This is a genomic window from Stutzerimonas kunmingensis, assembly GCF_032106285.1.
GTDB classification, from domain to species: Bacteria; Pseudomonadota; Gammaproteobacteria; order Pseudomonadales; family Pseudomonadaceae; genus Stutzerimonas; species Stutzerimonas kunmingensis_B.
In genome coordinates, this window is sequence record NZ_DAMCPO010000006.1 from 162,338 (window position 1) to 188,977 (window position 26,640).

Below are 26,640 nucleotides of genomic sequence, written 5' to 3' on the forward strand. Positions count from 1 at the left end.
GCCATTTGGCAGGCAGGTAGGCAATTGCGGGGCTATGCGGCTAACTGAATCTGTACAGGTATCCGAGTATGAAACAGAGCGTGTCGAGACTTGGGCTGCGTATTGCGCTATTTCGTGGCCGAATAGAGCGGGTCGAGCTGCATGGTCTGCGCTGCTGCGGGTACAGCGCCTGGGTGGTCGAGCGCAGCGGTCGTCGCCGGCAGTTCGCCGATGGCCAGCGCAATGTCTGGAGCGACCAGGGCAGCCTGAAGCGGGAGCTCAGGGCGTGCGGTGTGCGTGAGGTCTACTGGCGGCAGCCGGTCAGCCATGACGAAATGATCGGCCGCCCGGCTGCTGCGGAATCCGGGTTTGGCCTGCGCATGCCTCTGCTTGCCGACAACTAAAGGCGATCATCGGTTGCGGCGCTGGTCTTCGACGGCTTTTGCGGCACATTGCACCCGGTTGTGCAACGACTCGCACCGTCGGGATGCGGCAGCCAGTCAAGATGAGGGCGCAGCACGGCGAACAGCTGGTAACCGAGCAACAGCAGTGGCCGCAATGGACGCCAGCCGAGCGGTGCGGCCCAGCGACCGTGGCCTGCCAGTCGCCAGCTCCAGTAGGTGGCGTCCACGCCGGTCAGCCAGGCACCGCTGGCGCTGCGGGCGTGCAGACGGCGTCGGAGCTGCGCCAGATCCCGGTCGAGCCCTTTAGGATCGAAATCGGCAGCGCTGATATCCACCAGCCGCAGCCTTGCCGGATCGGCGCTGCGTTCCAGCCAACGAACTTCTCGGGCACACAGCGGACAAGCTCGATCGACATAGAGCGTCAGGGGCAAATCAGGCGTCATTTCATCGCACCTTGCATTTGTACAACGTTTGTAGAGGGTATGCTGCGAAACGCTGGGTTACAATCTCGGCATTCTTTTCCAGCGAGCCGCCCCATGACCGATTCTTCCGGCGCTTCGAACCTGGCCTCGAGCGCCTTCGAGCAGCAGGATCTATTCCCTATCCGTGAAGTTTCCCGCCTGACCGGGGTCAACCCGGTCACCTTGCGCGCGTGGGAGCGCCGCTACGGGCTGATCCGGCCGACGCGGACCGAGAGCGGCCATCGCCTGTACTCGATGGCCGACGTGGAGGCGGTTCGCAGCATTCTTTCCTGGACCGAGCGTGGCGTGGCGGTAAGCAAGGTCGGCAGCATACTGGCGCGCAGCGCAGCGACCCGCGAGGCAGAGGAACCGACCGCAACCCCCAGTAGCGAGTGGAACGAGTGGCAGGGGCAACTGCGTGATGCGGTGAATGGTTTCGACGAGGTGCGACTGGAGCAGCTATACGGCCAGATCTTCTCTACCTATCCGCTGGCTGTGGTGTTTCAGGATGTCCTGTTGCCGGTGTGGCAGGAGCTGCTGCTGCGTCAGGAGGAATTTGGCGGTACCAGCGAGTGGCTGTTTCTCGATGCCTTCCTTCGTGCCCGGGCGCTGCAGCGGCTGCAGCTGGCCCGTATGCCGGCTGGCGAGCGTGTACTGCTCGCCGCGATGCCGGGGCAGTGTCGCGAGCTTGAATTGCTCGTGGCAGGCCTGATGCTCAGTGGCGACAGTCTGGCCGTCAGCGTGTTGCCGATCGGGCAGCCGCTGGAAGAACTCGCGCTGGTCTGCGACAAGATGAAACCGCAGGGGCTGGTGCTGTTCTCCAACGTTCCCCATGGCGAGGCGCAGTTGCGCCAGCTCAACAAGCTGTCCCTCGCGCTTGATTGCTCCTTGGCTTTGGCCGGTGAGGCGGCCGAACTGGGGCGTGAAGCGCTGGCGGGTACGCCGATCGCCTGCCTCGGCAGTTCCGGCAAGCTGATGCAGCGCCGTCTGCGCCAGTTCCTGGCCGGCCAGCTGGATACCTGAGTCATGCGCACAGCTGTTCGGCAACAGGAGATCGATCCATGACGCCAGACAGCGTTCCGCCTGCCGTGTTGCCGCAGTGGCAGGTCCTGCCCAATGGCCTGCGGCTGGGCTTTATCCAGCTGCCAGCGGGCAACCAGGCAGCAGCCCTCGTTCGCGTGAACGCCGGCGCACACGATGCGCCGGGCGAATACCCAGGGCTTGCGCATTTTCTCGAGCACCTGCTGTTCCTGGGTAGCCAGGCCTATGCGCCAACTCAGAGCCTGATGCCGTTCGTGCAGGGTTGCGCTGGGCAATTGAACGCATCGACCCGTGAGCGTCATACCGACTTCTTCTTCCAGGTGCCTGCCGCTGCCTTCGGCGAAGCCCTCAAACGCCTGCTCGACATGCTCGCCCGGCCGCTGCTCGATCCTGCGGCGCAGTTGCGCGAACGCGAGGTGTTGCAGGCCGAATTCCTGGCACGGGGGCGGGACCGGGAGACTCTGTGCGACGCCGCGATCGGTACGACACTGAGCTGCGCGCATCCCTTTTCAGGGTTTCACGCGGGCAATCGCGAAACGCTGCCGGTAGAGGCGCCAGCGTTCCAGAAAGCGCTGACGGGATATCACCAGCGGTTCTATCAAACCGGGCAGATGGAACTGCTGGTCGCCGCACCCTGCAGCCTTGAGCAGGTGCTGGAACTGCTGCAGAGCGATGAATGCCAGCTACCGGTCGCACCGAACGTCGCGAGGCCGATACAGCCACTGCGCGCCGATGATGGCGGCACCTTGCGTCTGAGCGTCGATGGCGCGCGGCCGTATCTGGATATCGCTTTCGCCCTCGACGAGCTGCCGGATGAAGCCTGCGTGGCGCTGGATGTGCTCGGCTCATGGTTGAGCTCGCAAGCCGACCGGAGTCTTTTCCAAACCCTCAGCGACGCCCACTGGTGCGATGCCGTCTCGTTGCGGGTGCCGTACTGGCATGACGGGCAGGGTGTGGCCGTCTTCGAGGTGCAGTTGACCGAACGCGGCATGGCGGAACGCGCGCAGATTGTTGCCGCAGTGCGTGACTGGCTGCATTTCATGAGCACGCAGGCAGCCTGGTCAGAGCTCTGGGGCGAGTACGCGCAGGTCCGTCAGCGCGGGCTCATGGGCAAGGAGCCGCTGGCCCTGTTGCGCTACTGGATTGACCCGGCTGCCTGGACGCCGTCGATCGATACGAATCGTGTGCAGCAGGCGCTTGAGATGCTGGGTGCGCAGCTTCATGCGAGCAGGCCGATCGTATTGACGGTGGACGGCGAAGGTTGCGCTCGGACTAAGCGCATCGAGCCGGTAAAGGCTGGGTTCGAGCTGGACCTGGTCGCCGAGCAGTTGCCGCCGTCAGACAGGACTGGATGGCAATGGCACCTGCCGGAACGCAATCCTTGGCTCAGTGAGCGCATGCAACCGGGCGTGGTGCCGTTGCAGATGCCATCCCTGCGCTGGGTCGAACACACCGATGCTGCAGGGCAGGGCGCGCTCTACCTGCGTTGGCGGTTTGCCGCTGGCCAGCCACCGGCAGGGCTCTGGCATACGCTGCACGCGGCGCTACGCAGGCATACCATCGCTGCGGCGCAAGCCGGTGTCGAGCTGCATTTCGATGACCATGGGCACAGCTGGTGCCTGAGGCTGTGCGGTTATGCCGAAGCGTTGCCAGTAATTCTTCGTGACCTGACCGACATCCTCAAAGTGCCGTCGCCGGCTGCTTTCAATGAAGGATACCGCCTGTGCTACGAGTCCGTGACGTCAGGTGCCGACGAGATACTGATACGGCAACTGCTGCGCCGCCTGCCGCTCCTGCTCGCGGGAGCCGCACGAGACGGTGATGCATCGCTGGACCAGCACACGCTCGATCAAGCCTGGCATCAGTCCCATTGGGATGCATTGGCAGTGGGGCTGCCTCGGCATCTGAGTGGCCCGTTGCAGACGGTACTGGCTGAGCTGCCTGGGCTGGCCGGACCCGGTGCCGGTCAGTACCACGAAAGCACACCGCGTTATTGCTGGTCGCGCTTTGGCCAGCCTGGCGTGGAAACCGCGTTGGTGCTGTTCTGTCCGCTACCGCTTCGGACAGCCTTCATCGAGGCGAGCTGGCGGCGCCTGGCGCGATTGATGGAAGGCGCGTTCTTCCGTCGACTGCGCAGCGAACTGCAGCTCGGCTATGCGGTGTTCTGTGGCTATCGTCAGTTCGGCGAGTGCCCGGGCATCGTTTTCGCGGTGCAGTCTCCCAGCGCATCTGCCAGTGAGATCCTCGCCCATATCGAAACCTTCCTCGACGGCTTTGCCGGCACTCTGGTTGAAGTCGCTGCAGCGGATCCCTCGACCGGCAACCACGACGGCAACCTGCGCCGCCGCGCCGAGTCATTATGGCAGGCGCACCTGGCCGGCTTCGATGGCGACCACCCGGAGGCGGTGGCTGCGGCGTCGGCCAACCTCGATGCCCGAGCTATCCGTGCTCAGCTACAGGCGCTGCGCGATGCCGAAGGCGGCTGGCATGTGGTCGCCAATGCCGAAGCGCCCGACACGCGTTGGCATCGTTGCTGACGGCTACCTCAGCGTCCCACATCACCCGCCCATTCAACCCCGACAATGCAACTCGATGGCCAGCCGTTTACAGCGGGCTGCCATGGCTTGTGCCGGGGTATGGTGGCGCGCTGCTTTGGGTGTACGACCTAAGCCTCGTGCGTCTGGCGGTCGGATGAGATGCTTTACATGCAAGACGGCACCCCGGGCGAAAGTACTAGCCTTTCGCCGCCATCGCAGCGTATGTGCGCTCGGACGGCCTTTCGATAATCGCTCCCGTCACGACTGCTTGTCGTCAAAACCGCGGAGAGCGCCATGCACAACAACAAGAAAGCCGTATCAACCCTGTTGCCACTGGTCCTGGCCAGTGCCGTCGCCATGACCGTAAGCCAGTCGGCCGTCGCCGAAATCGTGCTTTACGATCAGGACGACACCACCTTTTCCACCGATGGTTACTTCAACACCTTCTACGTTCACAGCGACGTCGAGCGTGCCGGCGAGCAGTTCGATCGCAAGCAGTCGCGGGTGAAGATGGGCTTCCTGCCCAACTGGATCGGCTTCAACTTCGGCAAGCAGGTCGGCGATCTCAAACTGGGCGGTCGTTCCTCGTTCTGGGTGACCATCAACGACAGCGAAAGCAACAGCACCGAAACCGGTATCGACGTTCGTCAGTTCTACGCCACCGCAGCGAATGAGCAGTGGGGCGAAGTGCTGTTCGGTAAGGATTTCGGCCTGTTCGGCCGCTCCAACATCCTGCTCGACGAGATGCTCAGCGGTTACGGTCAGGTCAGCGATAATCTGGGTCTGGTCGATGGTGGCGGCGTCTCCTTCGGCAACATCGGTACCGGTTACCCCTATCCGTTCCCGACGTCGCAGATCACCTACCGTTCGCCGAAGATGAGCGGCCTGCGCATCGCTGCCGGCATCATGGACCCGGTGGACACCACCAGCGACACCAGCGTCGCTCTGGAGAAGGCTTACCAGGAAGCCCCGCGCTTCGAAACCGAGGTGACCTACGAGTTCGAGCTGGGTGGCACCCAGTTCTACACCTGGATCAACGGCATGCAGCAGAGCTCGGACAATACCAACAGCAGCATCGAGAAAGTTGACTCCAAGGGCCTGGGTTACGGCGTGCAGGCCAAGATGGGCAACCTGTCGCTGACCGCTTCGGGCTTCCAGGCCGAAGGTATCAACCCGTTCTTCACCAACAACGCCGGCGAAGCACTGCTGCGTGAAGTGGACAGCGACGGCTACCTGCTGCAGGGCTCCTACCGCTTCGGCAAGAACCGCGTTGCGCTGTCCTACGGTCAGACCAAGGATGATGGCAACGGTCTGGGCGGTGAGGCCGATTACGAGACCCGCGGTATCGCCCTGTTCCACAGCATCAACGACAACCTGACCCTGGTCGCCGAACTGAACCAGTTCGAGATCGAAGGCAAGGACAGCCCGGCACTGGACGAAGAAACCCGCACCTTCGCAGTGGGCGCGGCGCTGAGCTTCTAAGCGAGGCGATCAGCAGGGCGCGGATGGACGTCGAACCGTAGGTCGCTCCATTCGTTGCATCGGCAGTGGGACGTACGTTGAGCGTATCCCACGCCCTGTGCGCAGTGATGATCTCTGCGCAACCACGACAAAGGCCGGCACCCGTAAGGGGCCGGCCTTTCTGCATCTGCGCATCACTTGACATGGCCAGCGTGCGTTGAGGCCAGGCTTGATCGGGATGGACACCGTATGGTTCGCGGTGCAGAGGATGGCTGGTGGACGGGAACCGACGCTGCGGCCACTTCAGCTGAACTAGCATCGCAGCGCTGCGTTGTTTCGTCGCGATACTACCTAGGCAGGCCTTTACCGGTACTCAAGTAGCATTTTCGTCCCATATGCCCTGCCCAAGAATGGGGTCATCCGATTCAAGTGGTGCGGGGTATCGTGCGTGACCGATGAACAAGGCGAAGTGATCCGCACGGCGATGTCCGAGGCCCGGCTACCCGAAACGGTGGCGCAGGACCTGGCGCGCCAACTGATGCACCCGCATCTGGGCTTCGTGCTGTTCTTCTGTTCCGCTGAATACGACCTGCCGGCGCTGGGCGATGCGCTGCGCCAATACTTCGGTGGCGTGCGTCTGGTCGGTTGCACCTCGGCGGGCGAGATCACCTCTCAGGGCTATGGGCGCAGCTGCGTGACGGCAGTCGGCTTCGACCATCGAAGCTTTTCCATCGCCTGCGAGCTAATCGACGAGATGGATCGCTTCAGCCTGATCGAGGCACAGCAATTGGTCGAACGCCTGGGTAGCGACTGCCGCAGCAACTCGCTGGCGCCGATCAAGGACCACAGCTTTGCGCTGACGCTGCTCGACGGGCTGTCCAGCCGTGAGGAGATCGTGTTGTCTGCGCTTAGCGCCGCGTTCGGCAGCATTCCGCATTTCGGCGGTTCGGCTGGCGACGACAATCACCTCAGCGATACCTACGTCTATTACGACGGCCGGTTCTACAGCGGTGCGGCGATCGTGGTGCTGATCAACACCTGGCTGGATTTCGAGGTGTTCACCACCCATCACATCCTGCCACTCGAAGACAAACTGGTCGTGACCCGCGCCGACAGCAACAGCAGGCGGGTCTACGAGCTGAACGCTGAGCCGGCCGCCGAGGAATACGCCCGGCTGATCGGTGTGCCGGTCAGCGATCTCGATCACCGTCTGTTCGCCGCCCATCCCCTGGCGGTGCGGATCAACGAGCACTACTACGTGCGCTCGATCCAGAAGGTCAACGAGGACATGAGCCTGACCTTCTATTGCGCGGTGGAGAACGGCATCGTGCTCACCGCCATGGAACCCGGTCCGCTGATGCCGAATCTGGAAGCCCTGTTCGAGCGGCTGGAACAGCGCCTCGGGCCGCCGCTGTTGACCATTGGTTGCGACTGCTTTCTGCGCCGGCTGGAAATCGAGGGCAACGACACCAGCGAACAGACCTCGGCTTTTCTCCGACGCCAGCAGGTGATCGGCTTCAACACCTACGGAGAGCAGTTCAATGGCATGCACATCAACCAGACCTTCACCGGTGTCGCCATTGGCCGACCCGGAGGCCGGGCAGGTCGCTGAGCTGCTGGCGCGCCAGGCCGAACTCGAGCGCGAAAACCTCAAGCTCAAACGCATCAACGCTGCACTGATCGAGCGCGTCGAATCCAGTGGCGCCGGACGGGATGCATCCTATGCGGCGTTCCAGCATTCGGTGGAACTGGCCGAGCAGGTGCGCGAGCGCACCGACGCGTTGAACCAGGCGATGGCCGAGCTCAAGGGCAGCAACCAGTTGCTCAGCGATGCGCGGCTGCGTGCGGAAACCGCGCACCAGCACCTGGTAGACGCCATCGAAAGCATTTCCGACGCCTTCGTGCTGTTCGACCGGGATCAGCGCATCGTCCTGTTCAACCGTCGCTTCAAGTCGCTATGGACGCGCACGCGCGCGCGCATCAACGCCGGCACGCGGCTGGCCGAGGTCCGCCGGCTGGCGGAAAGCACCGGTCTGATCGTCGAGGAACACCGCGGCAAGGGCGATGAGCCCACGGTGTATCGACTGAACAACGGCCGTTGGGTGCAGGTCAGCGAGCGGCCGACCCGTGAAGGCGGGCTGGTGATTCTCTACACCGACATCACCGAGGTGAAAGTCAGCGAGACCATGCGTCGCGAGCAGGCGCTGGCGCAGAAGTCGAGGCTGTTGCAGCGCGCGGTGGACAACCTGTCCCAGGGCGTAGCGATGGTCAGCGCCGAGGGTGCGCTGGAGCTGTGGAACCGGCGCTTTCTCGAACTCTGCGGGCTGGCGCCGATCGAGGCACATCGACCGTTCGAGGAGGTCATGGCCGACAGCGAGCTGACCCTGCTCACACCCAACAGCCGTGACGCCCGCGGCCGGCCAATCCGCGAGCTGGAGCAGCGCCTGTTCGATGGCCGCGTGCTGGAAATTCGCACCCATGCGCTGCCCACCGGCGGCTTCGTCAATACCTTTACTGACATCACCGAGCGCTACCGCCATGCCGAGGCGCTGCGCGAGAGCGAGCGCTGGATTCGCCTGATCACCGACCATGTGCCGGCGCTGATCGCCTACGTCTCGGCCGATCTCACTTACGAGTTCACCAACAAGGTCTACGAGGAATGGTATCGCTGGCCCAGCGACGGCATGCTCGGCCAGTCGCTGCGCGAGGTCCACAGCGGCGAGCACTGGCGGCAACTGGAGCCCTACATCGATCGCGCACTGTCGGGCGAGAGCGTCAGCTTCGAGATGGCCGAGCGCAACCATGCCGGCCAGCAGCGCTACATGCTGCGCTCCTATGTGCCGAACCGGCAGGCCAATGGCGAAGTGGCCGGTATTTTCGTGCTGATTCAGGACATCACCGATCGCCGGCGCACCGCTGAGGCGCTGCACCAGGCCTATCAGAATCTCGAACAGCGGGTGCGTGAGCGCACTGCCGAGCTGACCAGCCTCAACGACCAGCTGCTGCGCGAGATCGACGAGCGCAGCCATGTCGAGGCGCGGCTGCGCGAAGCCAAGCGCGAGGCGGAAGTGGCCAACCTGTCCAAGACCAAATTCCTTGCCGCGGTCAGCCATGACCTGCTGCAGCCGCTCAACGCCGCGCGGCTGTTCACCAGCGCCTTGCTGGAACAACCGGGGGCGCCCAACGGCGGGCTGATCCGCAACATCAGCAACTCGCTGGAAGACGTGGAGAACCTGCTCGGCACGCTGGTCGATATTTCCAAGCTGGATGCCGGCGTGATCAAACCGGATATCGCCCCGTTCGCCGTCAGTGAGCTGTTGGAAAACCTGGCCATGGAGTTCCGCCAGATCGCCGGGGCCGAACAGTTGCAGCTGGACTTCATTCCCTGTTCGGCGCTGGTGCGCAGCGATATCCAGCTGCTCGCGCGCATCCTGCGCAATCTGCTGACCAACGCGATTCGCTACACACCCAAAGGACGCGTACTGCTCGGTTGTCGTCGCCACCGGCAGAGTCTGTCCATCGAAGTCTGGGATACCGGCGTGGGCATCGCGTCGGACAAGCTCGAGGAAATTTTCCAGGAATTCAAACGCGGGGAGGGCGTGCGTCCCAACCAGGATCGTGGTCTCGGCCTTGGCCTGGCCATCGTCGAGAAGATCGCCCGTATGCTGGGCCATCGTATCCGGGTCAGTTCGCACCCGGGACGCGGCTCGTGTTTCGCCATCGACGTACCCTTGGCCAAGCGCGCACCCAAGGCGCGGCCTGAGACGAGCACCACGGAGCTGGTGCTACAGCGGCTGCAGGGCGCCCGGGTCTGGGTGCTGGATAACGACACGGCGATCTGTGCGGGCATGCGCACGTTGCTGGAAGGCTGGGGCTGCAAGGTGATCACGGCGCTGTCCGAGGAGGACCTGGCGAGGCAGGTGGACAACTTCCATGCCGAGGCCGATCTGATGATCGCCGACTACCACCTGGACAATGGCCACACCGGCATCGATGTCGTCGCCACCGTCAATGCGCGCCGCGCCAGCCCGCTACCGGCGCTGATGATCACCGCCAACTACAGCAACGAACTCAAGCAGCAGGTCCGCGAGCTGGGCCATATGCTGATGCACAAGCCGGTGCGGCCGATGAAGCTGAAGACTGCCATGTGCCATATGCTCGAGCATGGTACAGCTGGATGACTGATCCGCTGGCCCCGGCAGCCGCCGGATGTGACCGCATCGCCGCGGGCGCGCTTCCCACAGGACCTGGAGTTTTGTAGAAGCACGACATCTGGGCGATGGTATGGCTTTCAGGCTAGCTGTGCTCCGATCTCACCCAGATGCCGTTGCCTCGCAGGCGCTCGCGATCATGTGGTCGATCCAGTCCAAGAAGCGGACCTTTCGGCACGATGCCATTTCCGTTGATCTGTCGATGGCTGGCGTAGTAGTGGTTCTTGATGTGTGTGAAATCCACCGTTTCGGCAATTCCCGGCCACTGGTACAGCTCGCGCAGCCAGTTCGACAGGTTCGGATAGTCCTCGATGCGGCGCAGGTTGCACTTGAAGTGGCCGTGGTAAACCGCGTCGAAGCGAATGGCTGTGGTGAACAGGCGCCAGTCGGCCTCTGTCAGGTACTCCCCGGTCAGGTAGCGCTGCTTGCCCAGGCGTCGCTCCAGCCAGTCGAGCTCACGAAACAACTCGTCGAAGGCCTCTTCGTAGGCCTCCTGGGTCGTGGCGAAACCTGCTCGGTAGACCCCGTTGTTGATCGCCGGATAGATCCGCGCGTTTAGCGCATCGATTTCGCCATGCAGCGCCTCTGGGTAGAAATCCAGCGTAGAGCCGGTCAGCTCGTCGAAAGCGCTGTTGAAGATGCGGATGATATCGGCCGACTCGTTGTTGACGATGCACCGGCGCTCGCGATCCCAAAGAACGGGAACGGTGACCCGGCCCGAGTACTTCGGATCGTCACGGGTGTAGCGCTGATGCAGGTAGTCGAATTCGTCCAGCGCATCGCCGCTGGAGCCGGTGGACTTGTCGAAGGTCCAGCCGTGCTCGGCCATCAGCCAGCTGACAACGGAAACCTCGATCAGCGGCTCGAGCCCCTTGAGCTTGCGGTAGATCAGCGTGCGATGCGCCCACGGACAGGCAAGCGAAACATAGAGATGATAGCGACCGGCCTCGGCCTGGAAGCCACCCTGGCCGTCAGGCCCGGGCGCGCCGTCGGGCGTGACCCAGTGCCGGCGCTTGGCCTGTTCGCGTTCGAATTTGCCATCGCGGCTTGCGTACCAGCGGTCGTGCCACTGGCCATCGATCAGTAATCCCATGGTGCCCTCCTGTTACGGAATAGGAGGCCAGTCTAGGAAGCATCGTTCGATCGATGTGACCGAATGGCGGGTTAATCCTATCGCTTAAATCGATGAATGGCGGGTGCGCCAGTAGCTTTGCGCTTGCTCGAAAGCTGCCTCCCGCGTGGCGCCAAGGCCTCGCAGGGCAAGGGCCATGGTGGCGATCACAGCGAGTTCACCGTAGGCGTCTTCCTGCTCGCCAGCCCAGACGGCAAGCAGCTGCTGCGGGTCGAGCTGTGCGGGCTTCACGTGGCGCCGCTCGGACAGTGCCGGCCATTCCTCGTCCCACGGCGTGCCGCCAGTGGTGCCGTAGAGATGGGAGATGTTGTCCGGGTTCATCTCGATCTCGCCGCCTTCGCCCTTGATGACGATGGCGTGGTCGCCGAGCAGGGTGCTGGCCTGGCGATGGGCATCCTGATAGCCGGGGTGGAAGATGCTCTGCAGGCCGCAGCGTGCGCCCAGCGGGTTGAGCAGGCGCGCCAGCGAGTGGATTGGCGAGCGCAGGCCGAGCAGGTTGCGCATGTCGATCATGCGCTGCAGCACCGGCATCCAGGCTCCCAGCGGGATGAACGCGAGATTGCTCTGGTCCAGTGCCACGCTGACCTGTTGCCAGTTCTCGCATCGACGAATGCCCAGCAGCTCAAGCTGCTGTTCGCTATAGATGCGCCCAGCAGTATGGGCACCGCCACCGTGCATGAGGATGCGTATGCCATTGGCTGCCAGGCACTTGGCTGCCAGCAGATACCAGGGCAGGTGGCGCTTTTTGCCGGCATAGGTCGGCCAGTCGATATCGACCGGGATAGTCGGTGCCTGCACGCGCTCACGCACGGCCTGGGTAAAGCCCGCCAGCTCGTCGGGGCTTTCTTCCTTGTGTCGCAGCAACATGAGGAAGGCGCCCAGCTGAGCGTCCTCCACCTTGCCGTCGAGCAGCATGCCCATGGCTTCGCGGGCTTCTTCGCGTGTCAGGTCGCGGGCGCCACGCTTGCCTTTGCCAAGGATACGCACGAAGGCGGCGAAAGGATGTTCTGCAGGCGTTTCGAGGCTCATAGGCAGTTGCTCGGTTTTGGCAGCCCGGCCAGTTTGGCGGCCAGTTTGGCAGGGGTGCCCTTGAACAGGCGGTTGAGGTGCATGCTGTTGCCCTTTTCAGGCCCCAGCTTGAGTGCGGTGTACTTGATCAGCGGGCGTGTGGCCGGCGACAGCTGGAATTCAGCATAGAACTCGCGCAGCAGCCGAAGCACTTCCCGATGTTCGTCTTCCAGCTCCAACTCTTCACGGCGCGCCAGCGCTTCGGCAACGGCTTCGTTCCAGTCGCTCAGATCGACCAGAAAGCCTTCCTTGTCCAGCGCGATCTCGCGCCCATCCACGACCAGGCTGCTCATAGCCAGCTGTTGATCCGTTCGTAACGGCAGGTCAGTTCGACGAAGCCCGCGTAGTCCAGCAATTGCACGCGCGGCGGCAGCATGCCGAGTGCCCGGGCCTGCACGTCTTCTTCAAGTGCGAACAGCGCGACCTGCTCTGGCAGTTGCTCCAATTTGGTCGCGGGTTTGGTTCCGGCTGTCAGGGCGTAGGTTGCGTCGCCGGCCAGCAGCAGGGCGTCGGTGTCGCCTAGTAGCGGCAGGCAGCTGTTGAAGCGGCCGTCGCTGAAGGGCGAATGGGAAAGCAGATGCAGAGTCGCCATCAGATCGTGATCACATGGTCATAGCGGTTGATCAGGGTGCTCAGGCCAGCGTCGTCGAGGATTTCGACCGGCAGCGCCAGAGAGGATTCGTCCAGGTTGCGCTCGGCCAGGCTGCGGCGAGCGACGAACAGGCTGTCGATGCCGAACAGCGGCAGCGCCTGCAGATTCGCGGTCAGGTCTTTCTGCTCGAGCGATGCGGCCTGCTGCGCCTTCGTAAGCTGGAACACGCCGTCATCGAGAAACAGCAGCCCTAGCGGCAGCTCGAAAGCGCCACCGGCCAAAACGATATCCAGTGCCTCACGCGCAGAGGGGCCGGCCCAAGGCGCCTGACGGCTGATGATAAGCATGGAACGCGCCATCATTGGCCTCCGAAGCAGACGAGCCGATCGGCCTGCTGCGCGGCTTCATGCAACTGGCCCAGCCCCGACAGTTCCCAGCCAGCGGCAAGGTTCGCCGCCGGACGCTGGTAGCGCTGCGCTTCGCCGGCATCCAGTACGCCGCGACGCAGGCCGGCGGCGATGCAGACCACGCCGTCCAGCTGGTTGGCGCTGACGAAACGGCTCCATTCAGCCGCCACGTCCAGTTCGTCCTGTGCCGCCACGACGTTCGCCGAAGCGCTGTGCACGCCATCCTGATAGAAAAACAGCCGGACGATTTCATGCCCGCCGGCGAGGGTGGCTTCGGCGAAGCGCAGCGCGCGGCGTGCCGCGGGTGAATGGGGCGGGGCGAACAGGGCGATTACGAATTTCATCGGAGCACCATGGCAGAACAGCGGACATGATACGCCAGCTGCGGGCATGAAAAAGCCCGCCGAAGCGGGCTCGTTCAAGGCGATGCCGGATCAGTCGTCACCACCGAAGATGCCCAGCAGCTGCAGCAGGCTGATGAACAGGTTGTACAGCGAAACGAACAGGCCGATGGTGGCCATGATGTAGTTACGCTCGCCGCCGTGGATGATGGCGCTGGTCTGGAACAGGATGCAGGCCGAGGAGAACAGCACGAAACCTGCGCTGATCGCCAGTTGCAGCCCGGTGATCTGGAAGAAGAAGCCCGCCAGCATGGCGCCGATCAACACGAAGAAGCCCGCGGTGATGAAGCCACTGAGGAAGCTCATGTCCTTGCGGGTAATCAGCACGTAGGCCGACAGTCCGAAGAACACCAGAGCGGTCATCGACAACGCCGAGCTGATCAGCTCACCGCCATTGGCCAGACCCAGATACATGTTGAGGATCGGGCCGAGCGTGTAGCCCATGAAGCCGGTCAGAGCGAAGGTGGAAACCAGGCCCCATGCCGAGTTGCGCAGCTTGGCGGTGAGGAAGAACAGGCCATAGAAGCCGATCAGCACCACGAAGATGTTCGGGTAGGCCGCGTTGGCCTGCATGGCCATATAGGCAACCAGGCCGCTGAACGCGAGCGTCATGGCCAGTAGCCCGTAGGTGTTGCGCAGGACCTTGCTGACCTCACGCTGTTCGACCTGCGTGTGGCTAAGCGCGTATTCGTGTTCGTGCATGGCGACACTCCTTGGATGAATTCAAGCCTGAGACGATTTGTCCCGGATCATAACAGAGGCAAGTTGGATGCCTAGCATCAGTGTTTGACAGTGTATTTCTATCCGGTACTATTGCGCCCGCTTTATCCGGAAGTGTGGCCGAGTGGTTGAAGGCAGCGGTCTTGAAAACCGCCGAAGGGGAGACCCTTCCCAGAGTTCGAATCTCTGCGCTTCCGCCATCTGCAATCCTGAAGGCCCCGATTACGGGGCCTTCAGCGTTTCTGCGGTACGGAAAACGAGCGCGGATGTTGCCAGGATCGGCGAATGTCAGGCTGCAGTTCATTGCGTAGGCTGCCCGCGCGACTTCCTGCAACATCCGTAGGGCAAGTTTTGCTCAAACAGTGTCGACGCACGTTGTGCTGCAGTTGGCACTTGCCAGCCAGAGCGATGCGAAAGCCACTGCTAGAATCCGCCGCCTGACAAATGGAGTTGTCATCATGAAGCGATTCAGGCAACCGGAGGCATTTGCCCTGGTTCAACAATATTTCGAACCGCTGCTGTTCAGCGCGCGGATGGATTCGCCCTCGACCATCCGCGTGCTGCTAGTCGATGAAGCGGCAGGCGAGTCGCTTTTGCTTACCGGTTTGCCGTGCCGGCTATCGCTTTCCCGCGCCGAGATCACCGGGCTGATCAATACCATCGATCTGGACGCCGCCGCGCTGCGGCCGGCGCTGCTGAGCAAGCTCAAGCGCCCTCGCTTGCTTGGCTAGTCACTGAGGATGGAGCGTGCGACGTCACCAGCGCCAACAGATTGCTCGCCATGAAGGGCGTCTGCTCCCTGAGCGAAAACAGCTTGGGTGACAGCAACCAGGTGTGGGTGATGCCCATCAGGCTCGAATAGAGCAGCAGCGCCAGCGATCGTGGGGATTGGCAGTTGCCGGTGCCAGGGGTTTGCTGACTTCGCTCGACGAGCGCCTCCAGCAGCTGGACCATGTCGCGGGTCAGCTTGCGTTCACGCTTCAATGTGCTGGCCATCTGTGTCGTGAGTTCGGTCTTGTTCAGCAGGATCTCGAAAGACTGGCGATACCAGCGGTCCTCGAGCAACAGCCGAAACCAGTCGTCGATGAAGTGCTCGAGCGCGACAAGCGGCTCGTCGGCCAGCTTTCGGCTGCGGGCGATGAGCTGCTCCAGCGGTGCCTGGGAGTAGGCCAGGACCGCTTCGTACAGTTCGTCCTTGTTTTTGAAATGCCAGTAGATCGGGCCGCGGCTGAAGCCGGCGCTGTCGGCGATCATCGCCAGCGTGGTGTTCGAGTAACCGTTGCGGCTGAACAATTCCAGCGCCGCGGCAATGATCTTCAGACGGGTCTGTTCGGCGTCTTCTTTGGTCCGGCGCATGTGGGGCCTCAGATGATGCGCGGTGGCTCAGCCAGAACGCGCTGTGCGACAGCGCGCCGTGGCTGATGAATCGGGCGCGTGGCGCCCGTCAGGGGCTGATGATTCAGAGTTTTCCGTCCGCGGCCATTTGCATGTAGGTGGTATCGAAGCGCAGTTTGACGTTGGCGTCCGAGCCCATCAACTTGCCGCCAGGCATGGCGATGCCGATAAAGTCTACCGAGTCCGCACCGTCGCCCAGCAGACCGTGGTCGAAGGAGAACCTGCGCACGCTGTCCATGGCCTGATACGCCTCGTCGCTGTTGATGAACGCGAGCGAGTCGGCAGGCTTCCAGAACATCTTCATGCCCTTGAGCTGGCTTTCGTACCCGGCCTGATCGGTTCCGGAGGCCTGGCCCAGCGAGGCACGCGCCTTGGCGCCTTCCTCGGTGTCGCTTTCCAGGATCGCCATCACCTCATACCAGGCGCCAACCACGGCTTTGCCGAAATCAGGGTTGTCGGCCAGGGTTTCACTGTTGACGATGGTCAGGTCCTTGATGTGGCCGGGGATCTGGCTGGAGTCGAAGGTGCGGTGCGCACCGGGCGTGGCGGCGACTTCGTCGAGTAGCGGGTTCCATGTCACGACATTGCGCACCTCGTCCGTACTGAATGCCGCGACCAGATCGGCGTCCGAGGTGTTGACCACCTGTACGTCGCGCTCGCTCATGCCGACGCTATCGAGCGCCTGGGCCAGCAGGTAATGCGAAACCGACAGCTCGACCAGATGGATCTGCTGATCCTTGAGGCTCTTCAGGTCGGCGCTGTCCTTCATCACCATCCCGTCGTTGCCGTTGGAATAGTCACCGACGATCAGTGCCGTGGTATCGATGCCTCCGGCTGCCGGAATCGACAGCGCATCCATGCTGGTGGCGACTACGCCGTCGAACTGGCCGGCGCTGTATTGGTTGATCGACTCGACGTAGTCGTTGACCTGGGTGATGTTCACTTCGATCCCGTACTTGTCGGCCCACTTCTTCATAATTCCCGACTCATCCGCATACTTCCATGGCATCCAGCCGGCGTAGATGGTCCAGGCAATATCGAAGCTTTTCTTTTCCTCGGCCTGCGCGGCAAAAGGCGAAAGGGCTGCAAAGATCACGGCGCCGGCACAGAGTGCCCGCTTGAACGTATTGGCTTGCATGGTGAATCTCCTTTTCATCGAGTCAGAAGAATTTCAGATAGCGCTGGATTTCCCAGTCGGAAACATGGGTGTGGTAGGCATTCCATTCGTCGCGCTTGTAGTCGACGAAGGCTTCATACATCGCATCGCCGAACACCTGGCGCGACAGCGGATCGGCCTCGAAGGCGTCGATGGCTTCGCTGAGGGTGCGCGGCAGGGTCTCGATGCCCATATCCGCGACGTCCTTTTCGCTGTAGTCGTACATGTTCTCGCGGTGCGGCTGGCCCGGTTCGAGCTTGTCGCGGATGCCTTCAAGGCCGGCGGCGAGGATCATCGCAGCGCCGAGATAGGGGTTGCAGCCGATATCCGCGGCGCGGCATTCGACCCGCGCGCCCTGGGACGGAATGCGCAGCATGTTGGTGCGGTTGTTGTTGCCGTAGCAGACGAACACCGGCGCCCAGGTCGAGCCGGACATGGCGCCCTTGCGGATCAGCCGCTTGTAGCTGTTCACCGTTGGCGCGATGACCGCGCAGATCGCCTTGGCGTGTTTCAGGACGCCGGCGATGAAGTGATAGGCGAGCGGGGTGACGCCGCAGCCATGAGGGTCTTCGCCGTCCACTTCGAACAGATTCTTGCCCGAGGCCAGATCGGCCAATGACATGTTGTAGTGCGCACCGCTGCCGGTGCGTTGCGCCGAGGGCTTGGGCATGAAGGTGGCGAAGGCGCCGTGCTTGCGGGCGATCTCGTTGGCCATCATGCGGAAGAACACGAAGCGGTCGGCCATGGTCAGCGCGTCGGCGTACTTGAAGTCGGTTTCGAACTGGCCGTTGGCGTCTTCATGGTCGAACGAGTACACGCCCCAGCCCATCTCGTTCATGGCTTCCACCAGCTCATCGATCACCGGCAGGTTGTCCATCAGCAGGCGCGGGTCATAGCAGGGCTTGGCCGCGGTATCACGATCGCTGAGTGGGGCGAAGCCACCGTCCGGGGTGTCCTTGTAGAGGAAGAACTCGGTCTCGATGCCCAGATTGAAGCTGTAGCCCATCTCGGCCGCAGCGTCGGTCTGGCGCTTGAGAATGCCGCGCGAGCAGGCTTCGAACGGCTTGCCGTCCAGGTACAGATCACTGGCGAACCAGGCCAGGCTGCGATTCCAGCTGCACTGGGTGGCGCTGGCCGGATCGGGCATCGCCGCCACTTCGTTATCGCTGATCTGCTGCGGCACGCCGTCCAGCGCTGCGCCGGTGTACAGCTCGGAACCGCGAAGCATCTGCCCCAGATGGTCGAGCGGAACGAACTTGCCTTTGATCACGCCGTGCATGTCGACGTAGCTGGCCATGGCGTACTTCACGCCCTTGTCCTGCAGCCGCTGTTTCAGCTCCTCGACGGAGGAGAGTGGGAAGCTGGTCATCTGCTTGCGCTCCTTGGAGTCATGAATGGCGGCCGGGGCCGCTGGCACGATTCCTTCATCCAATATACATGCCAGCGTGTATAGAAACGGGCTACGTCTGGTGCCACTGCTTGCCCGTTTCGCCGATGTGGGAGTCATGCAGATGCTTGAAATAAAAAGGGAAAAGAAGCTTCACGCGCTGGGCGAAATGAGCCTGGAAAGCGGCGAGCGATTGCGCAATGCACGCATTTGCTATCAGGTAATAGGCACGCCGAACCGGGCGCGAGACAACCTGGTGCTGATTCCCAGCTACTACGGCGGCACACATTGGGGCAGCCTGCCCCTGCTTGGTGCGGAGGGGCCACTGGCAGGCGGCGATTACTGCGTGGTGCTGATCAACCTGTTCGGCGCCGGCTGGTCGACTTCGCCGAGCAATGCGGCGCCGGGACAGGAGGGTGCGGACTTTCCGCAGGTGAGCCTGCTGGACAATGTGCACGCACAGAAGGCGTTGCTCGACCGGCTGTTCGGTGACGACTGGCAGCTCGCCCTGGTGACTGGCTGGTCCATGGGCGGCATGCAGACGCTGTTCTGGGCAATGGCCTACCCCGAGCGAGTGTGCGCCATCCTGCCGTTCTGCTGCACGGCGCGCTGCTGGCCGCACAACCGGGTGTTTCTCGAAGGGGTGAAGGCGGCGCTCTGCGCCGACGCCGCCTGGCAGGGCGGTCGCTACGCCACGCCGCCGGAACGCGGCCTGCGTGCCTTTGGCCGTGCCTATGCCGGCTGGGCCTATTCCCAGGCGTTCTATCGTCACGAGCTGTGGCGCGAGCTGGGCTTCGAGAGCCTGGAGGCGCTGCTCGACTACTGGGAGCAGGATCATCTGGAGCAGGACGCCAACGACCTGCTCTGCGTGCTGAACACCTGGCAATCGGCCGACCCGGCCCGCAGTTTCGGCGGTGGCTCGCTGGCCGAAGCGCTGGGTCGCATCCGCGCGCGGTCCATCCTAATGCCCGGCAGTACAGACCTGTATTTCACCGTCGAGGATGCCCGCCACGAGGCCACGCTGATCCCAGGTGCTGAGCTGCGGGTGCTCGAATCGGACTGGGGCCATTGCGCCGGTGGGCCGGGCCGCAGCGCGCCGGCCATGCAGCAGGTGTTTGCGGCAATGGCCGAGTTGCTCGGCCGCTAGCCTTTAGCCGGCCACGGCGCTGAGTTTGGCCAGTTGCTCGAGGTCGGTCTGCATGCCGGACGTCTCGCGGATGCGGGCGAGGATTTCGCGCTTGAGCTCGGTGAATTCGGGCGCGAGCTTCATGTCCTGATGGCGCTGGGCCGGCAGCGGCACCTCGTAGATGGAGTCGATACGCCCGGGCCTCGGCGCCATCAGCACGATGCGGCTGCCCAGATAGATGGCTTCCTCGACATCGTGGGTGACAAACAGGATGGTGCTTTTTTCCAGCCTGTGCACATGGCGGATAAGGTCGTGCATGACCTCGCGCGTCTGCGCATCCAGCGCGCCGAACGGCTCGTCCATCAGCAGCGTCGCGGGCTTGGGCAGCAGGGCGCGAGCGATGGCGACGCGCTGCTGCATCCCGCCGGAGAGCTGGCTGGGATAGGCATCGGCGAAGCGCGTTAGGCCCATCAGGTTGAGCAGGGCGTCGGCGCGGCCGGCGGCGGACTCCACGTCACCGTCGTGGCGCACGGTGTCGCCGATCACCTTGAGTTGGCGGCAGAACTTGATGTTCTGCATCACCGTCAGCCAGGGGTAGAGGCTGTAATGCTGGAAGACCATGGCGCGGTCGACGCCAGGACCATCGATGGGCTTGCCGTCGAGCAGGATCTCGCCGCGGCTCAGCGTTTCCAGCCCGGCGATGATGCGCAGCAGCGTGGACTTGCCGCAGCCCGAGGCACCGACGAAAGTGACGAACTCGTTGGGCTGGATATCCAGGTCGATCGACTGCAGCGCCTGCACCTCGCGGCGCTCGCTAACAAAGGTCTTGCCGACCTGACGGACACGAATCTTGGCATCGGACATGGTCATTTCCTCATCCAGGGAAAGGCGCGGCGGTGCAACCAGCGGAAGGCCTGATCGGTGAGTAGGCCGATTAGGCCGATCAGCAGGATGCCGGCGAAGATCTTGTCGGTGTGCATGTAGCGCTGCGCCTTGAGGATGGCGTAGCCGAGGCCGGAGTTGGCCGCGACCAGTTCGGCCACCACCAGGTATGTCCAGGCCCAGCCGCAGGTGATGCGCAGGGTGTCGAGCAGCGCCGGTTTGGCCGACGGCAGGATCACCAGCTTGACGATCTCGCTGCGGTTGGCCCCCATGGTCTGCGCCGCCTCGATCTGCGCCATGGGCACGCGGCGCACATCCTCGGCGACCATCAGCACCATCTGGAAAAAGGTGCCGATGAAGATGATCAGCACCTTGGAGCCTTCGTCGATGCCGACCCAGAGCATCACCAGCGGAATGAACGCCACTGCGGGCATGTAGCGGATGAAGTCGGTGAGCGGTTCGAGAAAGGCCTGCACCGGCCGGTAGGTGCCGATGTACAGCCCCAGCGGCAGGGCGATCAGCGCCGAGGCGCCGAAGCCCGCCATGACCCGCCAGACGCTGATGCCGATGTCCCCCAGCAGCCCTTCGCTTGTCCACCAGCGGCCGATGCGTTCGAGCACCGCGCCGGGGCTGGGCATGAACATTGGGTCGGCGAGGCCGAGCGCCGTCCACAGCCACCAGATGACGAAGGGCAGGCTCAGCCCGGCGCCGGTTAGTAGCCAGGCGCTGCGCCGGGATATCTCGCCGCGAATGCGCCAGAAACTGCTCTTGCGCACCACCTGTTCGGCCGGTGCGGCCGGTGTTGCCGTGTGTCGCGGCTGCGCGGCGGTGGCAGCGGAGGGGATGCTGATCTGCGCTGTCATGCGGGAACCTCCTGTGAAACGGTGGGCACATCGAGTTCAACGCGTTGCCAGCCACCAGCTGCCGGATAACGACCAAGCGCGGCGAGGTCAGCAGTCGGCAGGCTGGTGGGGTCGGCGAAGTTCCAGTAGCTCGACAGCAGGGCGTCGCCGACGCGGCCGGGCAGCGTCGAGTGGGTGATCTGCCAGGGTGTTGCGCCGTTGCGGTGGCGGCCGAAGGACAGCTCGCAGGCCAGCAACTGTGGCCGCAGCGCGGGGCTGACGGCAGCCAGTTGGTCACGCAGATATCCTGTGCTGGCCGGCAGCAGAATCGGCCGCTCGGCAGCGAACAGGAAGTAGTCGCCCGCTACCAGCAGACAGGCCTGGCGGGCTGGCTGCTCCGCCGCGCGCAGCCAGATGCCCCAGTTGCGCCCCTGCGACTCCGGCAGGCGCTGCCAGATTTCGTGATAGCTGCCGTCCAGCCCGTCTTCCAGCAGCCGCTCCGGGGTCTCGAAGTGCATCAGGCCGATATCCGCAGGTCCGCCCGGCGGCTGGAAGTCGATCAGCCGATGCCACTGGCATATATCGCCGTTGACCTCGGTGACGCCGGCGAAGCCTGCCTGCTCGCTCAGGGCCAGCTGCTGGGCATGGCTGCAGGTTTCTAGCGAGGCGGCTGGCGGCAGCGCTTGCGGCCGCGGCAGGCGCAGGTCGGCGTGCAGGCTGGCGGTTTGCAGCCAGTACACCTCGCTGGTTTCGTCACGCAAGCCGGCCGTGGTGGTCAGCAGGCGCCGGCGCCACACGCCAAGATAGGCATCGGGAACGCTCTTCATGCGTGGTACTCCGGAAAGCGTTTGAGGGTGCGCCAGAAGGCCATGTCGTGATTCGGCCAGATAGCGGCGTCGGTTTCGGCAGCGGTGACCTTGAGCGTGCGGATGCTGGCCAACGCCAGGTCTTCGCGGTCCTGCCAGCAGAGGCCGGGCGCGACTTCGTCGACCAGGTTCTCGCTCAGGTCCGCAGCGTCCCCGGCGAGAATCACCGGCTTGCCGTGCGGCAGTTCGATAAGCAGCGACATGTGGCCGGCCGTGTGCCCGGGGGTATTGATCGCGCGCAGTCCGGGCAGCAGCTCGTATTCGTCGCGCTGCAGCTTCCAGCGATGTTCGCCGGCAAAGTCATCGGCGAAGTAGGCGTCGTCCGCCTGGGCGCAGGCGGCGGCGAGTTCCGCTTCATGCACATGCACATCGCAGCCGCACAACTCGCACAGGCCGCCGGCGTGATCGAAATGCAGATGGCTGAGGAACACGAGATCAATATCGGCGGGGGACAGCCCGTGTCGGTCCAGATGGGCGGGCAGACGCTGTTCCTCGGTCATCTCGGGCGGCCCCATGGGAAACTCCACCGGATCGAACCAGCGCGCACGCAGCTGCGGATCGCTCAGCTTGGCGTAGTCGCAGCCGACATCGAACAACACCCGTCCCTGTCGGGTTTCGATTAGGAAGGCGAGGATCGGCGCGTCGATCAGCGTGCCCTGGCCGCGATTTCGGGTGGAAATCGACTTGTCATAGCGATGCGTGGCGGTCAGCAGTGGCCAGAGCTTCAGCACATCGGTCATGCGGTACGCTCCAGGCGCCGGAGCAGGCTGGCGCTGTCGGTCACGCTGCCGAACAGCCCACCTTCGACCTCGATCATCGCCAGCGCAGCCGCATGCAGTTGCGGGTCGGACGAGGCGCAGGCATCGCTGACGGTCAGGCAGTCGAAGCCGAGATCGATAGCCTGGCGCAGCGTCGAGGAGACGCAGACCTCGGTGGTGACGCCGGTCAGGATCAGTTGCTCGATGCGACGGCGCAAGATCAGCTCCAGATCGGTGTACGCAAAGGCGCTGTAGCCGGGCTTGTCGATCACCGGCTCGCCGGCGCGTGGTTGCAGTTCGTCGATCAGGTCATGGCCGAATTCGCCGCGCACCAGCAGGCGGCCGAGGGGGCCGGCGCTGCCGATGGGGGCGCCGGTCGCTTCGGCACGGCGGCGTTTGGGCTCGGGCAGGTCGGAAAGGTCCGGACGATGGCCTTCACGGGTGTGCGCGACCAGCATGCCCAGGCTGCGTGCGCGATCCAGTAGTGCCTGGATCGCCGGTATCGGTGCGCGCAGGCGGCTGACGTCCATGCCGGCCTGATCGGCGTAACCGCCCAGCGCGCAGAAGTCGCGCTGCATGTCGATCACCAGCAGCGCCGTGCGCTGGGGGTGCAGCAGGTTCGTCGTCAGGCTCACAGGGCGAACTCCTTGCACACCGCGGCGGCGATGCCTTCGACGATGTCGTCGGCCAGCCGCTGGCCTTTCGCCGCGCTGGAGCCCTTGGCCGAGGACAGCACGCCGGAAGGCGGTACCCACTGGGTACGGGAGGGATACATGTCGTAGGGCGGGAAGTCGGCCGGGGCGTCGTCGGGAATCTTTTCCAGCGCCACCAGCTGCGGATGGAAATGCAGCATCAGCGAGGTCTCGATCACCGCGGCATGCTCCAGGGCGAAACCGGGGAATCCATCGGGGAAGACATCGGTCAGGGTCTGCTCGCGGCAGAGGTCCCAGTGTTCCAGGCGCATCACTTCCAGCCCGGCGCCCGGTCCGAGGTCGCGCAGCGCCAGCTGGATGCCTTCGGCGACGAACCACTGGTTCTCGTAATGGCCGAGCACCAGCACCAGGCGGCGCACGCCGTGGCGGTGGAACTCCCGCACGGCGTCGCGCACCAGGGCACTGAGGGTCGCGCCATCCAGGCTGGTGGTGCCGCAGAAGTGCTGGCCGCCGCCGCATTTCGGTTGCGACTTGTAGCCGTAGGAGAGTGCCGGCGCCACCAGCCCGCCGACCCGTGCCGCCACGCCGGCGCTGATGGCGCTGGCCAGTAGCGCGTCGGTGCCCAGCGGCAGGTGCGGGCCATGCTGCTCGGTGGCGCCGCAGGGCAAAAAGACCACGGCGCCTTCGCGCACGCGGCGTTCGTACTCGACCCAGCTCAGTTGATCCATGTGCACGGTCATGCGCAGGTGCTCCTTGTCGCGATGGGAAGGGGACGTTCCGGCCAGCCGGCGATCAGTGCGGCGGTGGTGATCAGCGCGGCGCCGAGCCATTCGTTCGGGCCGATGGTGTGGCTGCCGAACCAGGCCGAAGACAACACCGCGGCGATCAGTTCGAACACCACCAGCACTGCAGCACGGCCGGCTTCAAGATGAGTGAGGCCGTACTGCACGGCGGCCATGCTGACCAGCCAGCCGAGGGCGAGCAGGCTGATCTGCCAGGTCAGGGTCAGATCCAGCGGTGGTATCGACTGACGAAACAGTAGGCAGAACAGTCCGCCGAGCAGCGCACTGCCGATGAAGCTGACCAGCGCCTTGCTCGCCAGCGGCACCTGGTCAGCGGCGCGAGTGGCGAGGTTGTTGAGGCTGAAGGCGAGGCCGGCGGAAAGCGCCAGCCAGTCATTCGCGCCTGGCGCATCCAGGGCTTCGCCGGTGATGCCGAGGGTCAGGCCGATGCCGAGCATCGCCAGCCCGAGGGCGAACAGCCGCGTGCCGCTGAAGCGTTCGCCTAGCAGCAGCCAGCCGCCGACTATCGCCCACACCGGTGCCAGGTAGAACAGCAGCATCACCCGCACCACGTTGCCGTCAGCCAGCGCCGTGACCAGTGCCGCGGTGGCCCAGCCGCCGCACAGGCCCATGGTGAGCACTTGGCGATACTGGCTGGCCCACCGCCGGCGCTGCTGCCAGAGCACCGGCACAGCCAGAAGGCTGAGTAGCGAATAGGTCAGCAGCACCAGCGGCATGCCGGCCAGGCCGCGGGCAGCGAAGAACTGCAGCGGTAGCCAACCCAAGCCCCACATGATGGCGCCGCCGATCAGCATGCCCTGTGGCATAAGGCTGTTCATGCGCCCATCCAGGAGCCGCCATTGGGCCCGAGCAGCTGTCCGGTGAAGTAGCTCGACTGCGGCGAAAGCAGAAAGACGATGGCCGCCGCGACTTCCTCCGGCGTACCCAGGCGCGCCATGGGGATCGCCAGTTCCTTGGCCATCCACTCGTCGCTCATGTGCTCCGGGCTGACCATCGCCGTGGCGATGGGGCCGGGTGCGACGCCATTGACGCGAATGCCATCGGCGGCGAATTCGCGCGCCAACGAGCGGGTCAGGCCGATCACCCCGGCCTTAGCCGTGCAGTAGGCGGTGTACTGCTCGCGGCCGAGAAAGCCGAGGTCCGAGGCGACATTGACGATGGCGCCGCTGCGCCGCGGCTGCATCCGCGCCAGTGCATGACGGCAGCAGCGATAGACGCCGGCGAGGTCGACGCCCAGCACCATGGCCCAGTCTGCTTCGCTGGTCTCGAGAAAGGGCTTCTCCAGGATCACCCCGGCGTTGTTGACCAGCAGATCCAGTGGCCCGTGCGCCTCGATGGCCTCGAACATCGCCGCGACCGCGGCCGGGTCGCTGACATCCGCTTCGATGGCCCAGGCGTCGCCGCCATTGGCGGTGATCTGCTCGACCAATTGGTTCGCCAGATCATGCTGGTCGCGATGGTTGATCCAGACCCGCGCGCCCTCGGCTGCCAGTGCAAGCGCGGTGGCGCGGCCGATACCGGTCGCCGCGCCGGTGACCAGGGCGGTCTTGCCAGTAAAGATGGCAGCCATCAGTGCATCACCTCGCCGTGGCTGACCGACAGCGCCTGGCCGGTCAGGGCGGCGGCCAGTGGCGAGCCGAGAAACAGGAAGGTGCCGCCCAGATCGGCCGGTGTCAGCAGCTCCGGGATGGCCTGGTTGGCGAGGATCGTCGCCAGTTCGGCGCTGTCGCTGCGGCCGTTGGCGTCGGCCATCACCTGCAGCGAGCGCATGGCCGCATCGGTGGCGATCCAGCCGGGGCATACCGCGTTCACCCGGATGCGCCGCGGCCCGAGTTCCCAGGCCAGAGAGCGGGTCAGGCCGACCACTGCGTGCTTGCTGGCGACATAGGCGGAAAAGCCCGGCACGCCTTTCAGACCCCAGATCGAGGCCTGGTTGATCACGCTGGCGCCGGCACGCAGGCGTGGCAGCAACGCACGGGTCAGGCGCTGCATGGAGCCGACGTTGTTCTCCAGCAGGGTCGACCAGCGCTGATCGGCCTCGAAGCTGCACTCATCCAGCGGCGTGGCGTATTCGACGCCGGCGTTGTTGACCAGCACATCGGCATTGAGGCCGCGGCAGGCGAGGTCATCGGCGTACTGCTGCACCGCCTGGCGATCACCGAGGTCCAGCGCGGTGCAACGCAACGGCGTGTCGCCAGCGAGTTCGTCGGCAAGCCGGGCGAGGGCGTCGGCGTCACGGTCGAGCAGCTCCAGGGTGGCGCCGACGGCGGCGAAACTCTGCGCCAGGCCACGGCCGATGCCCCCGGCGGCGCCGGTGATGACCACGCAGCGGCCGCGGTAATCCAGTGCCTTGTGCAT

At 64.1% G+C, this 26,640-nt stretch carries 28 protein-coding genes and 1 tRNA gene; 9 read left to right on the forward strand and 20 right to left on the reverse strand.

The window, feature by feature from the left end; genetic code table 11:
- Nucleotides 1–68 precede the first annotated feature (68 nt).
- On the forward strand, nt 69–383 hold the full coding sequence (locus RT582_RS07150; protein ID WP_255849129.1) for a DUF6482 family protein: 315 nt from the start codon (nt 69–71) through the stop codon (nt 381–383).
- Here the strand turns inward: RT582_RS07150 and RT582_RS07155 are convergent.
- The gene (locus RT582_RS07155) at nt 380–826 is read right to left on the reverse strand and encodes a thiol-disulfide oxidoreductase DCC family protein (protein WP_125861920.1); all 447 of its coding nucleotides are present in this window, start codon (nt 824–826) and stop codon (nt 380–382) included. The two genes, RT582_RS07150 and RT582_RS07155, sit on opposite strands and share 4 nt — an antisense overlap.
- Nucleotides 827–919: 93 nt before the next feature.
- On the opposite strand from RT582_RS07155, the gene RT582_RS07160 reads away from it, so the two are divergent.
- The 5 genes from RT582_RS07160 to nahK all read left to right on the forward strand — a co-directional run bounded on the left by RT582_RS07160 (nt 920) and on the right by nahK (nt 10,064).
- On the forward strand, nt 920–1,867 hold the full coding sequence (locus RT582_RS07160; protein ID WP_045666586.1) for a MerR family transcriptional regulator: 948 nt from the start codon (nt 920–922) through the stop codon (nt 1,865–1,867).
- A 38-nt stretch (nt 1,868–1,905) separates the two neighbouring features.
- Nucleotides 1,906–4,422 (forward strand): pyrroloquinoline quinone biosynthesis protein PqqF, encoded by a 2,517-nt coding sequence (gene pqqF / locus RT582_RS07165; RefSeq protein ID WP_313477018.1) that lies wholly within the window; start codon nt 1,906–1,908, stop codon nt 4,420–4,422.
- 294 nt (nt 4,423–4,716) lie between these two features.
- Nucleotides 4,717–5,904, forward strand: a complete 1,188-nt coding sequence (locus tag RT582_RS07170; RefSeq protein ID WP_313477019.1) for a porin — start codon at nt 4,717–4,719, stop codon at nt 5,902–5,904.
- 427 nt (nt 5,905–6,331) lie between these two features.
- Entirely contained in the window at nt 6,332–7,495 is a 1,164-nt protein-coding gene (gene nosP, locus RT582_RS07175) for a nitric oxide-sensing protein NosP (protein ID WP_003284516.1), read from the forward strand.
- Nucleotides 7,464–10,064 carry a hybrid sensor histidine kinase/response regulator NahK/ErcS' gene (nahK, locus tag RT582_RS07180; RefSeq protein WP_020306320.1) on the forward strand — a complete coding sequence of 867 codons (2,601 nt, stop codon included), beginning with the start codon at nt 7,464–7,466 and terminating at the stop codon, nt 10,062–10,064. Before nosP ends, nahK begins: the two co-directional genes overlap by 32 nt.
- Before the next feature lie 115 nt (nt 10,065–10,179).
- Here the strand turns inward: nahK and RT582_RS07185 are convergent, their stop codons facing one another.
- From RT582_RS07185 to RT582_RS07215, 7 genes are all read right to left on the reverse strand, one after another.
- Nucleotides 10,180–11,187, reverse strand: a complete 1,008-nt coding sequence (locus tag RT582_RS07185) for a glutathione S-transferase family protein (RefSeq protein ID WP_313477020.1) — start codon at nt 11,185–11,187, stop codon at nt 10,180–10,182.
- An 84-nt stretch (nt 11,188–11,271) separates the two neighbouring features.
- Entirely contained in the window at nt 11,272–12,255 is a 984-nt protein-coding gene (locus tag RT582_RS07190) for a glycosyl transferase family protein (protein ID WP_023445611.1), read from the reverse strand.
- Entirely contained in the window at nt 12,252–12,587 is a 336-nt protein-coding gene (locus RT582_RS07195) for a TusE/DsrC/DsvC family sulfur relay protein (protein WP_313477021.1), read from the reverse strand. The genes RT582_RS07190 and RT582_RS07195 overlap by 4 nt, the downstream gene beginning before the upstream one ends.
- Nucleotides 12,584–12,886, reverse strand: coding sequence for a sulfurtransferase complex subunit TusB (tusB, locus tag RT582_RS07200; protein WP_312146308.1), 303 nt, complete (start codon nt 12,884–12,886; stop codon nt 12,584–12,586). The genes RT582_RS07195 and tusB overlap by 4 nt, the downstream gene beginning before the upstream one ends.
- Nucleotides 12,886–13,245 carry a sulfurtransferase complex subunit TusC gene (gene tusC / locus RT582_RS07205; RefSeq protein ID WP_102831678.1) on the reverse strand — a complete coding sequence of 120 codons (360 nt, stop codon included), beginning with the start codon at nt 13,243–13,245 and terminating at the stop codon, nt 12,886–12,888. Before tusC ends, tusB begins: the two co-directional genes overlap by 1 nt.
- The gene (tusD, locus tag RT582_RS07210; RefSeq protein WP_125877541.1) at nt 13,245–13,637 is read right to left on the reverse strand and encodes a sulfurtransferase complex subunit TusD; all 393 of its coding nucleotides are present in this window, start codon (nt 13,635–13,637) and stop codon (nt 13,245–13,247) included. The genes tusC and tusD overlap by 1 nt, the downstream gene beginning before the upstream one ends.
- A 90-nt stretch (nt 13,638–13,727) precedes the next feature.
- Entirely contained in the window at nt 13,728–14,396 is a 669-nt protein-coding gene (locus tag RT582_RS07215; RefSeq protein WP_015277156.1) for a Bax inhibitor-1/YccA family protein, read from the reverse strand.
- Nucleotides 14,397–14,524: 128 nt separating this feature from the next.
- Here RT582_RS07215 and RT582_RS07220 point away from each other — a divergent pair.
- Together RT582_RS07220 and RT582_RS07225 are read left to right on the forward strand one after the other, a co-directional pair.
- Nucleotides 14,525–14,614 (forward strand) — tRNA-Ser (locus tag RT582_RS07220).
- A gap of 258 nt (nt 14,615–14,872) precedes the next feature.
- The gene (locus RT582_RS07225; RefSeq protein WP_041013998.1) at nt 14,873–15,145 is read left to right on the forward strand and encodes a DUF1652 domain-containing protein; all 273 of its coding nucleotides are present in this window, start codon (nt 14,873–14,875) and stop codon (nt 15,143–15,145) included.
- Here the strand turns inward: RT582_RS07225 and RT582_RS07230 are convergent.
- From RT582_RS07230 to glnT, 3 genes are all read right to left on the reverse strand, one after another.
- Nucleotides 15,120–15,770: a TetR family transcriptional regulator gene (locus RT582_RS07230; protein WP_255849175.1), complete on the reverse strand. Its 651-nt coding sequence runs from the start codon at nt 15,768–15,770 to the stop codon at nt 15,120–15,122. The genes RT582_RS07225 and RT582_RS07230 overlap by 26 nt on opposite strands.
- A gap of 103 nt (nt 15,771–15,873) precedes the next feature.
- Nucleotides 15,874–16,947 carry a putative urea ABC transporter substrate-binding protein gene (locus RT582_RS07235; protein WP_014820358.1) on the reverse strand — a complete coding sequence of 358 codons (1,074 nt, stop codon included), beginning with the start codon at nt 16,945–16,947 and terminating at the stop codon, nt 15,874–15,876.
- Nucleotides 16,948–16,969: 22 nt separating this feature from the next.
- Nucleotides 16,970–18,334 (reverse strand): type III glutamate--ammonia ligase, encoded by a 1,365-nt coding sequence (gene glnT, locus RT582_RS07240; RefSeq protein ID WP_313477022.1) that lies wholly within the window; start codon nt 18,332–18,334, stop codon nt 16,970–16,972.
- 142 nt (nt 18,335–18,476) lie between these two features.
- On the opposite strand from glnT, the gene RT582_RS07245 reads away from it, so the two are divergent.
- The gene (locus tag RT582_RS07245) at nt 18,477–19,499 is read left to right on the forward strand and encodes an alpha/beta fold hydrolase (protein WP_313477023.1); all 1,023 of its coding nucleotides are present in this window, start codon (nt 18,477–18,479) and stop codon (nt 19,497–19,499) included.
- 3 nt (nt 19,500–19,502) lie between these two features.
- Here RT582_RS07245 and RT582_RS07250 read toward each other — a convergent pair whose 3' ends face one another.
- From RT582_RS07250 to RT582_RS07290, 9 genes are read right to left on the reverse strand one after another with little or no spacing between them, the layout of a single operon-like run.
- Nucleotides 19,503–20,342, reverse strand: coding sequence for an ABC transporter ATP-binding protein (locus tag RT582_RS07250; protein WP_180983603.1), 840 nt, complete (start codon nt 20,340–20,342; stop codon nt 19,503–19,505).
- 2 nt (nt 20,343–20,344) lie between these two features.
- On the reverse strand, nt 20,345–21,223 hold the full coding sequence (locus RT582_RS07255) for an ABC transporter permease (RefSeq protein WP_313477024.1): 879 nt from the start codon (nt 21,221–21,223) through the stop codon (nt 20,345–20,347).
- Complete coding sequence (locus RT582_RS07260) at nt 21,220–22,029, reverse strand: hypothetical protein (RefSeq protein ID WP_046619429.1); 810 nt, start codon at nt 22,027–22,029, stop codon at nt 21,220–21,222. Before RT582_RS07260 ends, RT582_RS07255 begins: the two co-directional genes overlap by 4 nt.
- On the reverse strand, nt 22,026–22,808 hold the full coding sequence (locus tag RT582_RS07265) for an N-acyl homoserine lactonase family protein (protein ID WP_044314902.1): 783 nt from the start codon (nt 22,806–22,808) through the stop codon (nt 22,026–22,028). Before RT582_RS07265 ends, RT582_RS07260 begins: the two co-directional genes overlap by 4 nt.
- Nucleotides 22,805–23,461 carry a cysteine hydrolase family protein gene (locus tag RT582_RS07270; protein ID WP_313477025.1) on the reverse strand — a complete coding sequence of 219 codons (657 nt, stop codon included), beginning with the start codon at nt 23,459–23,461 and terminating at the stop codon, nt 22,805–22,807. Before RT582_RS07270 ends, RT582_RS07265 begins: the two co-directional genes overlap by 4 nt.
- Nucleotides 23,458–24,219, reverse strand: coding sequence for a creatininase (locus RT582_RS07275; protein WP_313477026.1), 762 nt, complete (start codon nt 24,217–24,219; stop codon nt 23,458–23,460). The genes RT582_RS07270 and RT582_RS07275 overlap by 4 nt, the downstream gene beginning before the upstream one ends.
- Nucleotides 24,216–25,100: a DMT family transporter gene (locus RT582_RS07280; protein WP_313477027.1), complete on the reverse strand. Its 885-nt coding sequence runs from the start codon at nt 25,098–25,100 to the stop codon at nt 24,216–24,218. The genes RT582_RS07275 and RT582_RS07280 overlap by 4 nt, the downstream gene beginning before the upstream one ends.
- Nucleotides 25,097–25,852, reverse strand: coding sequence for an SDR family NAD(P)-dependent oxidoreductase (locus RT582_RS07285; RefSeq protein ID WP_213575184.1), 756 nt, complete (start codon nt 25,850–25,852; stop codon nt 25,097–25,099). Before RT582_RS07285 ends, RT582_RS07280 begins: the two co-directional genes overlap by 4 nt.
- Entirely contained in the window at nt 25,852–26,640 is a 789-nt protein-coding gene (locus RT582_RS07290; protein ID WP_213575186.1) for an SDR family NAD(P)-dependent oxidoreductase, read from the reverse strand. The genes RT582_RS07285 and RT582_RS07290 overlap by 1 nt, the downstream gene beginning before the upstream one ends.

What these genes read in the sequence shown, in the direction of transcription:
- RT582_RS07155 (WP_125861920.1), bottom strand. Translation starts at nt 826, where the DNA reads ATGACGCCTGATTTGCCCCTGACGCTCTATGTCGATCGAGCTTGTCCG.
- RT582_RS07285 (WP_213575184.1), bottom strand. Translation starts at nt 25,852, where the DNA reads ATGGCTGCCATCTTTACTGGCAAGACCGCCCTGGTCACCGGCGCGGCG.
- RT582_RS07195 (WP_313477021.1), bottom strand. Translation starts at nt 12,587, where the DNA reads ATGAGCAGCCTGGTCGTGGATGGGCGCGAGATCGCGCTGGACAAGGAA.
- RT582_RS07235 (WP_014820358.1), bottom strand. Translation starts at nt 16,947, where the DNA reads ATGCAAGCCAATACGTTCAAGCGGGCACTCTGTGCCGGCGCCGTGATC.
- RT582_RS07290 (WP_213575186.1), bottom strand. Translation starts at nt 26,640, where the DNA reads ATGCACAAGGCACTGGATTACCGCGGCCGCTGCGTGGTCATCACCGGC.
- RT582_RS07170 (WP_313477019.1), top strand. Translation starts at nt 4,717, where the DNA reads ATGCACAACAACAAGAAAGCCGTATCAACCCTGTTGCCACTGGTCCTG.
- RT582_RS07245 (WP_313477023.1), top strand. Translation starts at nt 18,477, where the DNA reads ATGCTTGAAATAAAAAGGGAAAAGAAGCTTCACGCGCTGGGCGAAATG.
- tusC (WP_102831678.1), bottom strand. Translation starts at nt 13,245, where the DNA reads ATGGCGCGTTCCATGCTTATCATCAGCCGTCAGGCGCCTTGGGCCGGC.
- RT582_RS07230 (WP_255849175.1), bottom strand. Translation starts at nt 15,770, where the DNA reads ATGCGCCGGACCAAAGAAGACGCCGAACAGACCCGTCTGAAGATCATT.
- RT582_RS07255 (WP_313477024.1), bottom strand. Translation starts at nt 21,223, where the DNA reads ATGACAGCGCAGATCAGCATCCCCTCCGCTGCCACCGCCGCGCAGCCG.
- RT582_RS07190 (WP_023445611.1), bottom strand. Translation starts at nt 12,255, where the DNA reads ATGAGCCTCGAAACGCCTGCAGAACATCCTTTCGCCGCCTTCGTGCGT.
- tusB (WP_312146308.1), bottom strand. Translation starts at nt 12,886, where the DNA reads ATGGCGACTCTGCATCTGCTTTCCCATTCGCCCTTCAGCGACGGCCGC.
- RT582_RS07275 (WP_313477026.1), bottom strand. Translation starts at nt 24,219, where the DNA reads ATGACCGTGCACATGGATCAACTGAGCTGGGTCGAGTACGAACGCCGC.
- pqqF (WP_313477018.1), top strand. Translation starts at nt 1,906, where the DNA reads ATGACGCCAGACAGCGTTCCGCCTGCCGTGTTGCCGCAGTGGCAGGTC.
- RT582_RS07250 (WP_180983603.1), bottom strand. Translation starts at nt 20,342, where the DNA reads ATGTCCGATGCCAAGATTCGTGTCCGTCAGGTCGGCAAGACCTTTGTT.
- RT582_RS07260 (WP_046619429.1), bottom strand. Translation starts at nt 22,029, where the DNA reads ATGAAGAGCGTTCCCGATGCCTATCTTGGCGTGTGGCGCCGGCGCCTG.
- RT582_RS07215 (WP_015277156.1), bottom strand. Translation starts at nt 14,396, where the DNA reads ATGCACGAACACGAATACGCGCTTAGCCACACGCAGGTCGAACAGCGT.
- RT582_RS07150 (WP_255849129.1), top strand. Translation starts at nt 69, where the DNA reads ATGAAACAGAGCGTGTCGAGACTTGGGCTGCGTATTGCGCTATTTCGT.
- glnT (WP_313477022.1), bottom strand. Translation starts at nt 18,334, where the DNA reads ATGACCAGCTTCCCACTCTCCTCCGTCGAGGAGCTGAAACAGCGGCTG.
- RT582_RS07185 (WP_313477020.1), bottom strand. Translation starts at nt 11,187, where the DNA reads ATGGGATTACTGATCGATGGCCAGTGGCACGACCGCTGGTACGCAAGC.
- RT582_RS07280 (WP_313477027.1), bottom strand. Translation starts at nt 25,100, where the DNA reads ATGAACAGCCTTATGCCACAGGGCATGCTGATCGGCGGCGCCATCATG.
- RT582_RS07265 (WP_044314902.1), bottom strand. Translation starts at nt 22,808, where the DNA reads ATGACCGATGTGCTGAAGCTCTGGCCACTGCTGACCGCCACGCATCGC.
- RT582_RS07160 (WP_045666586.1), top strand. Translation starts at nt 920, where the DNA reads ATGACCGATTCTTCCGGCGCTTCGAACCTGGCCTCGAGCGCCTTCGAG.
- RT582_RS07225 (WP_041013998.1), top strand. Translation starts at nt 14,873, where the DNA reads ATGAAGCGATTCAGGCAACCGGAGGCATTTGCCCTGGTTCAACAATAT.
- tusD (WP_125877541.1), bottom strand. Translation starts at nt 13,637, where the DNA reads ATGAAATTCGTAATCGCCCTGTTCGCCCCGCCCCATTCACCCGCGGCA.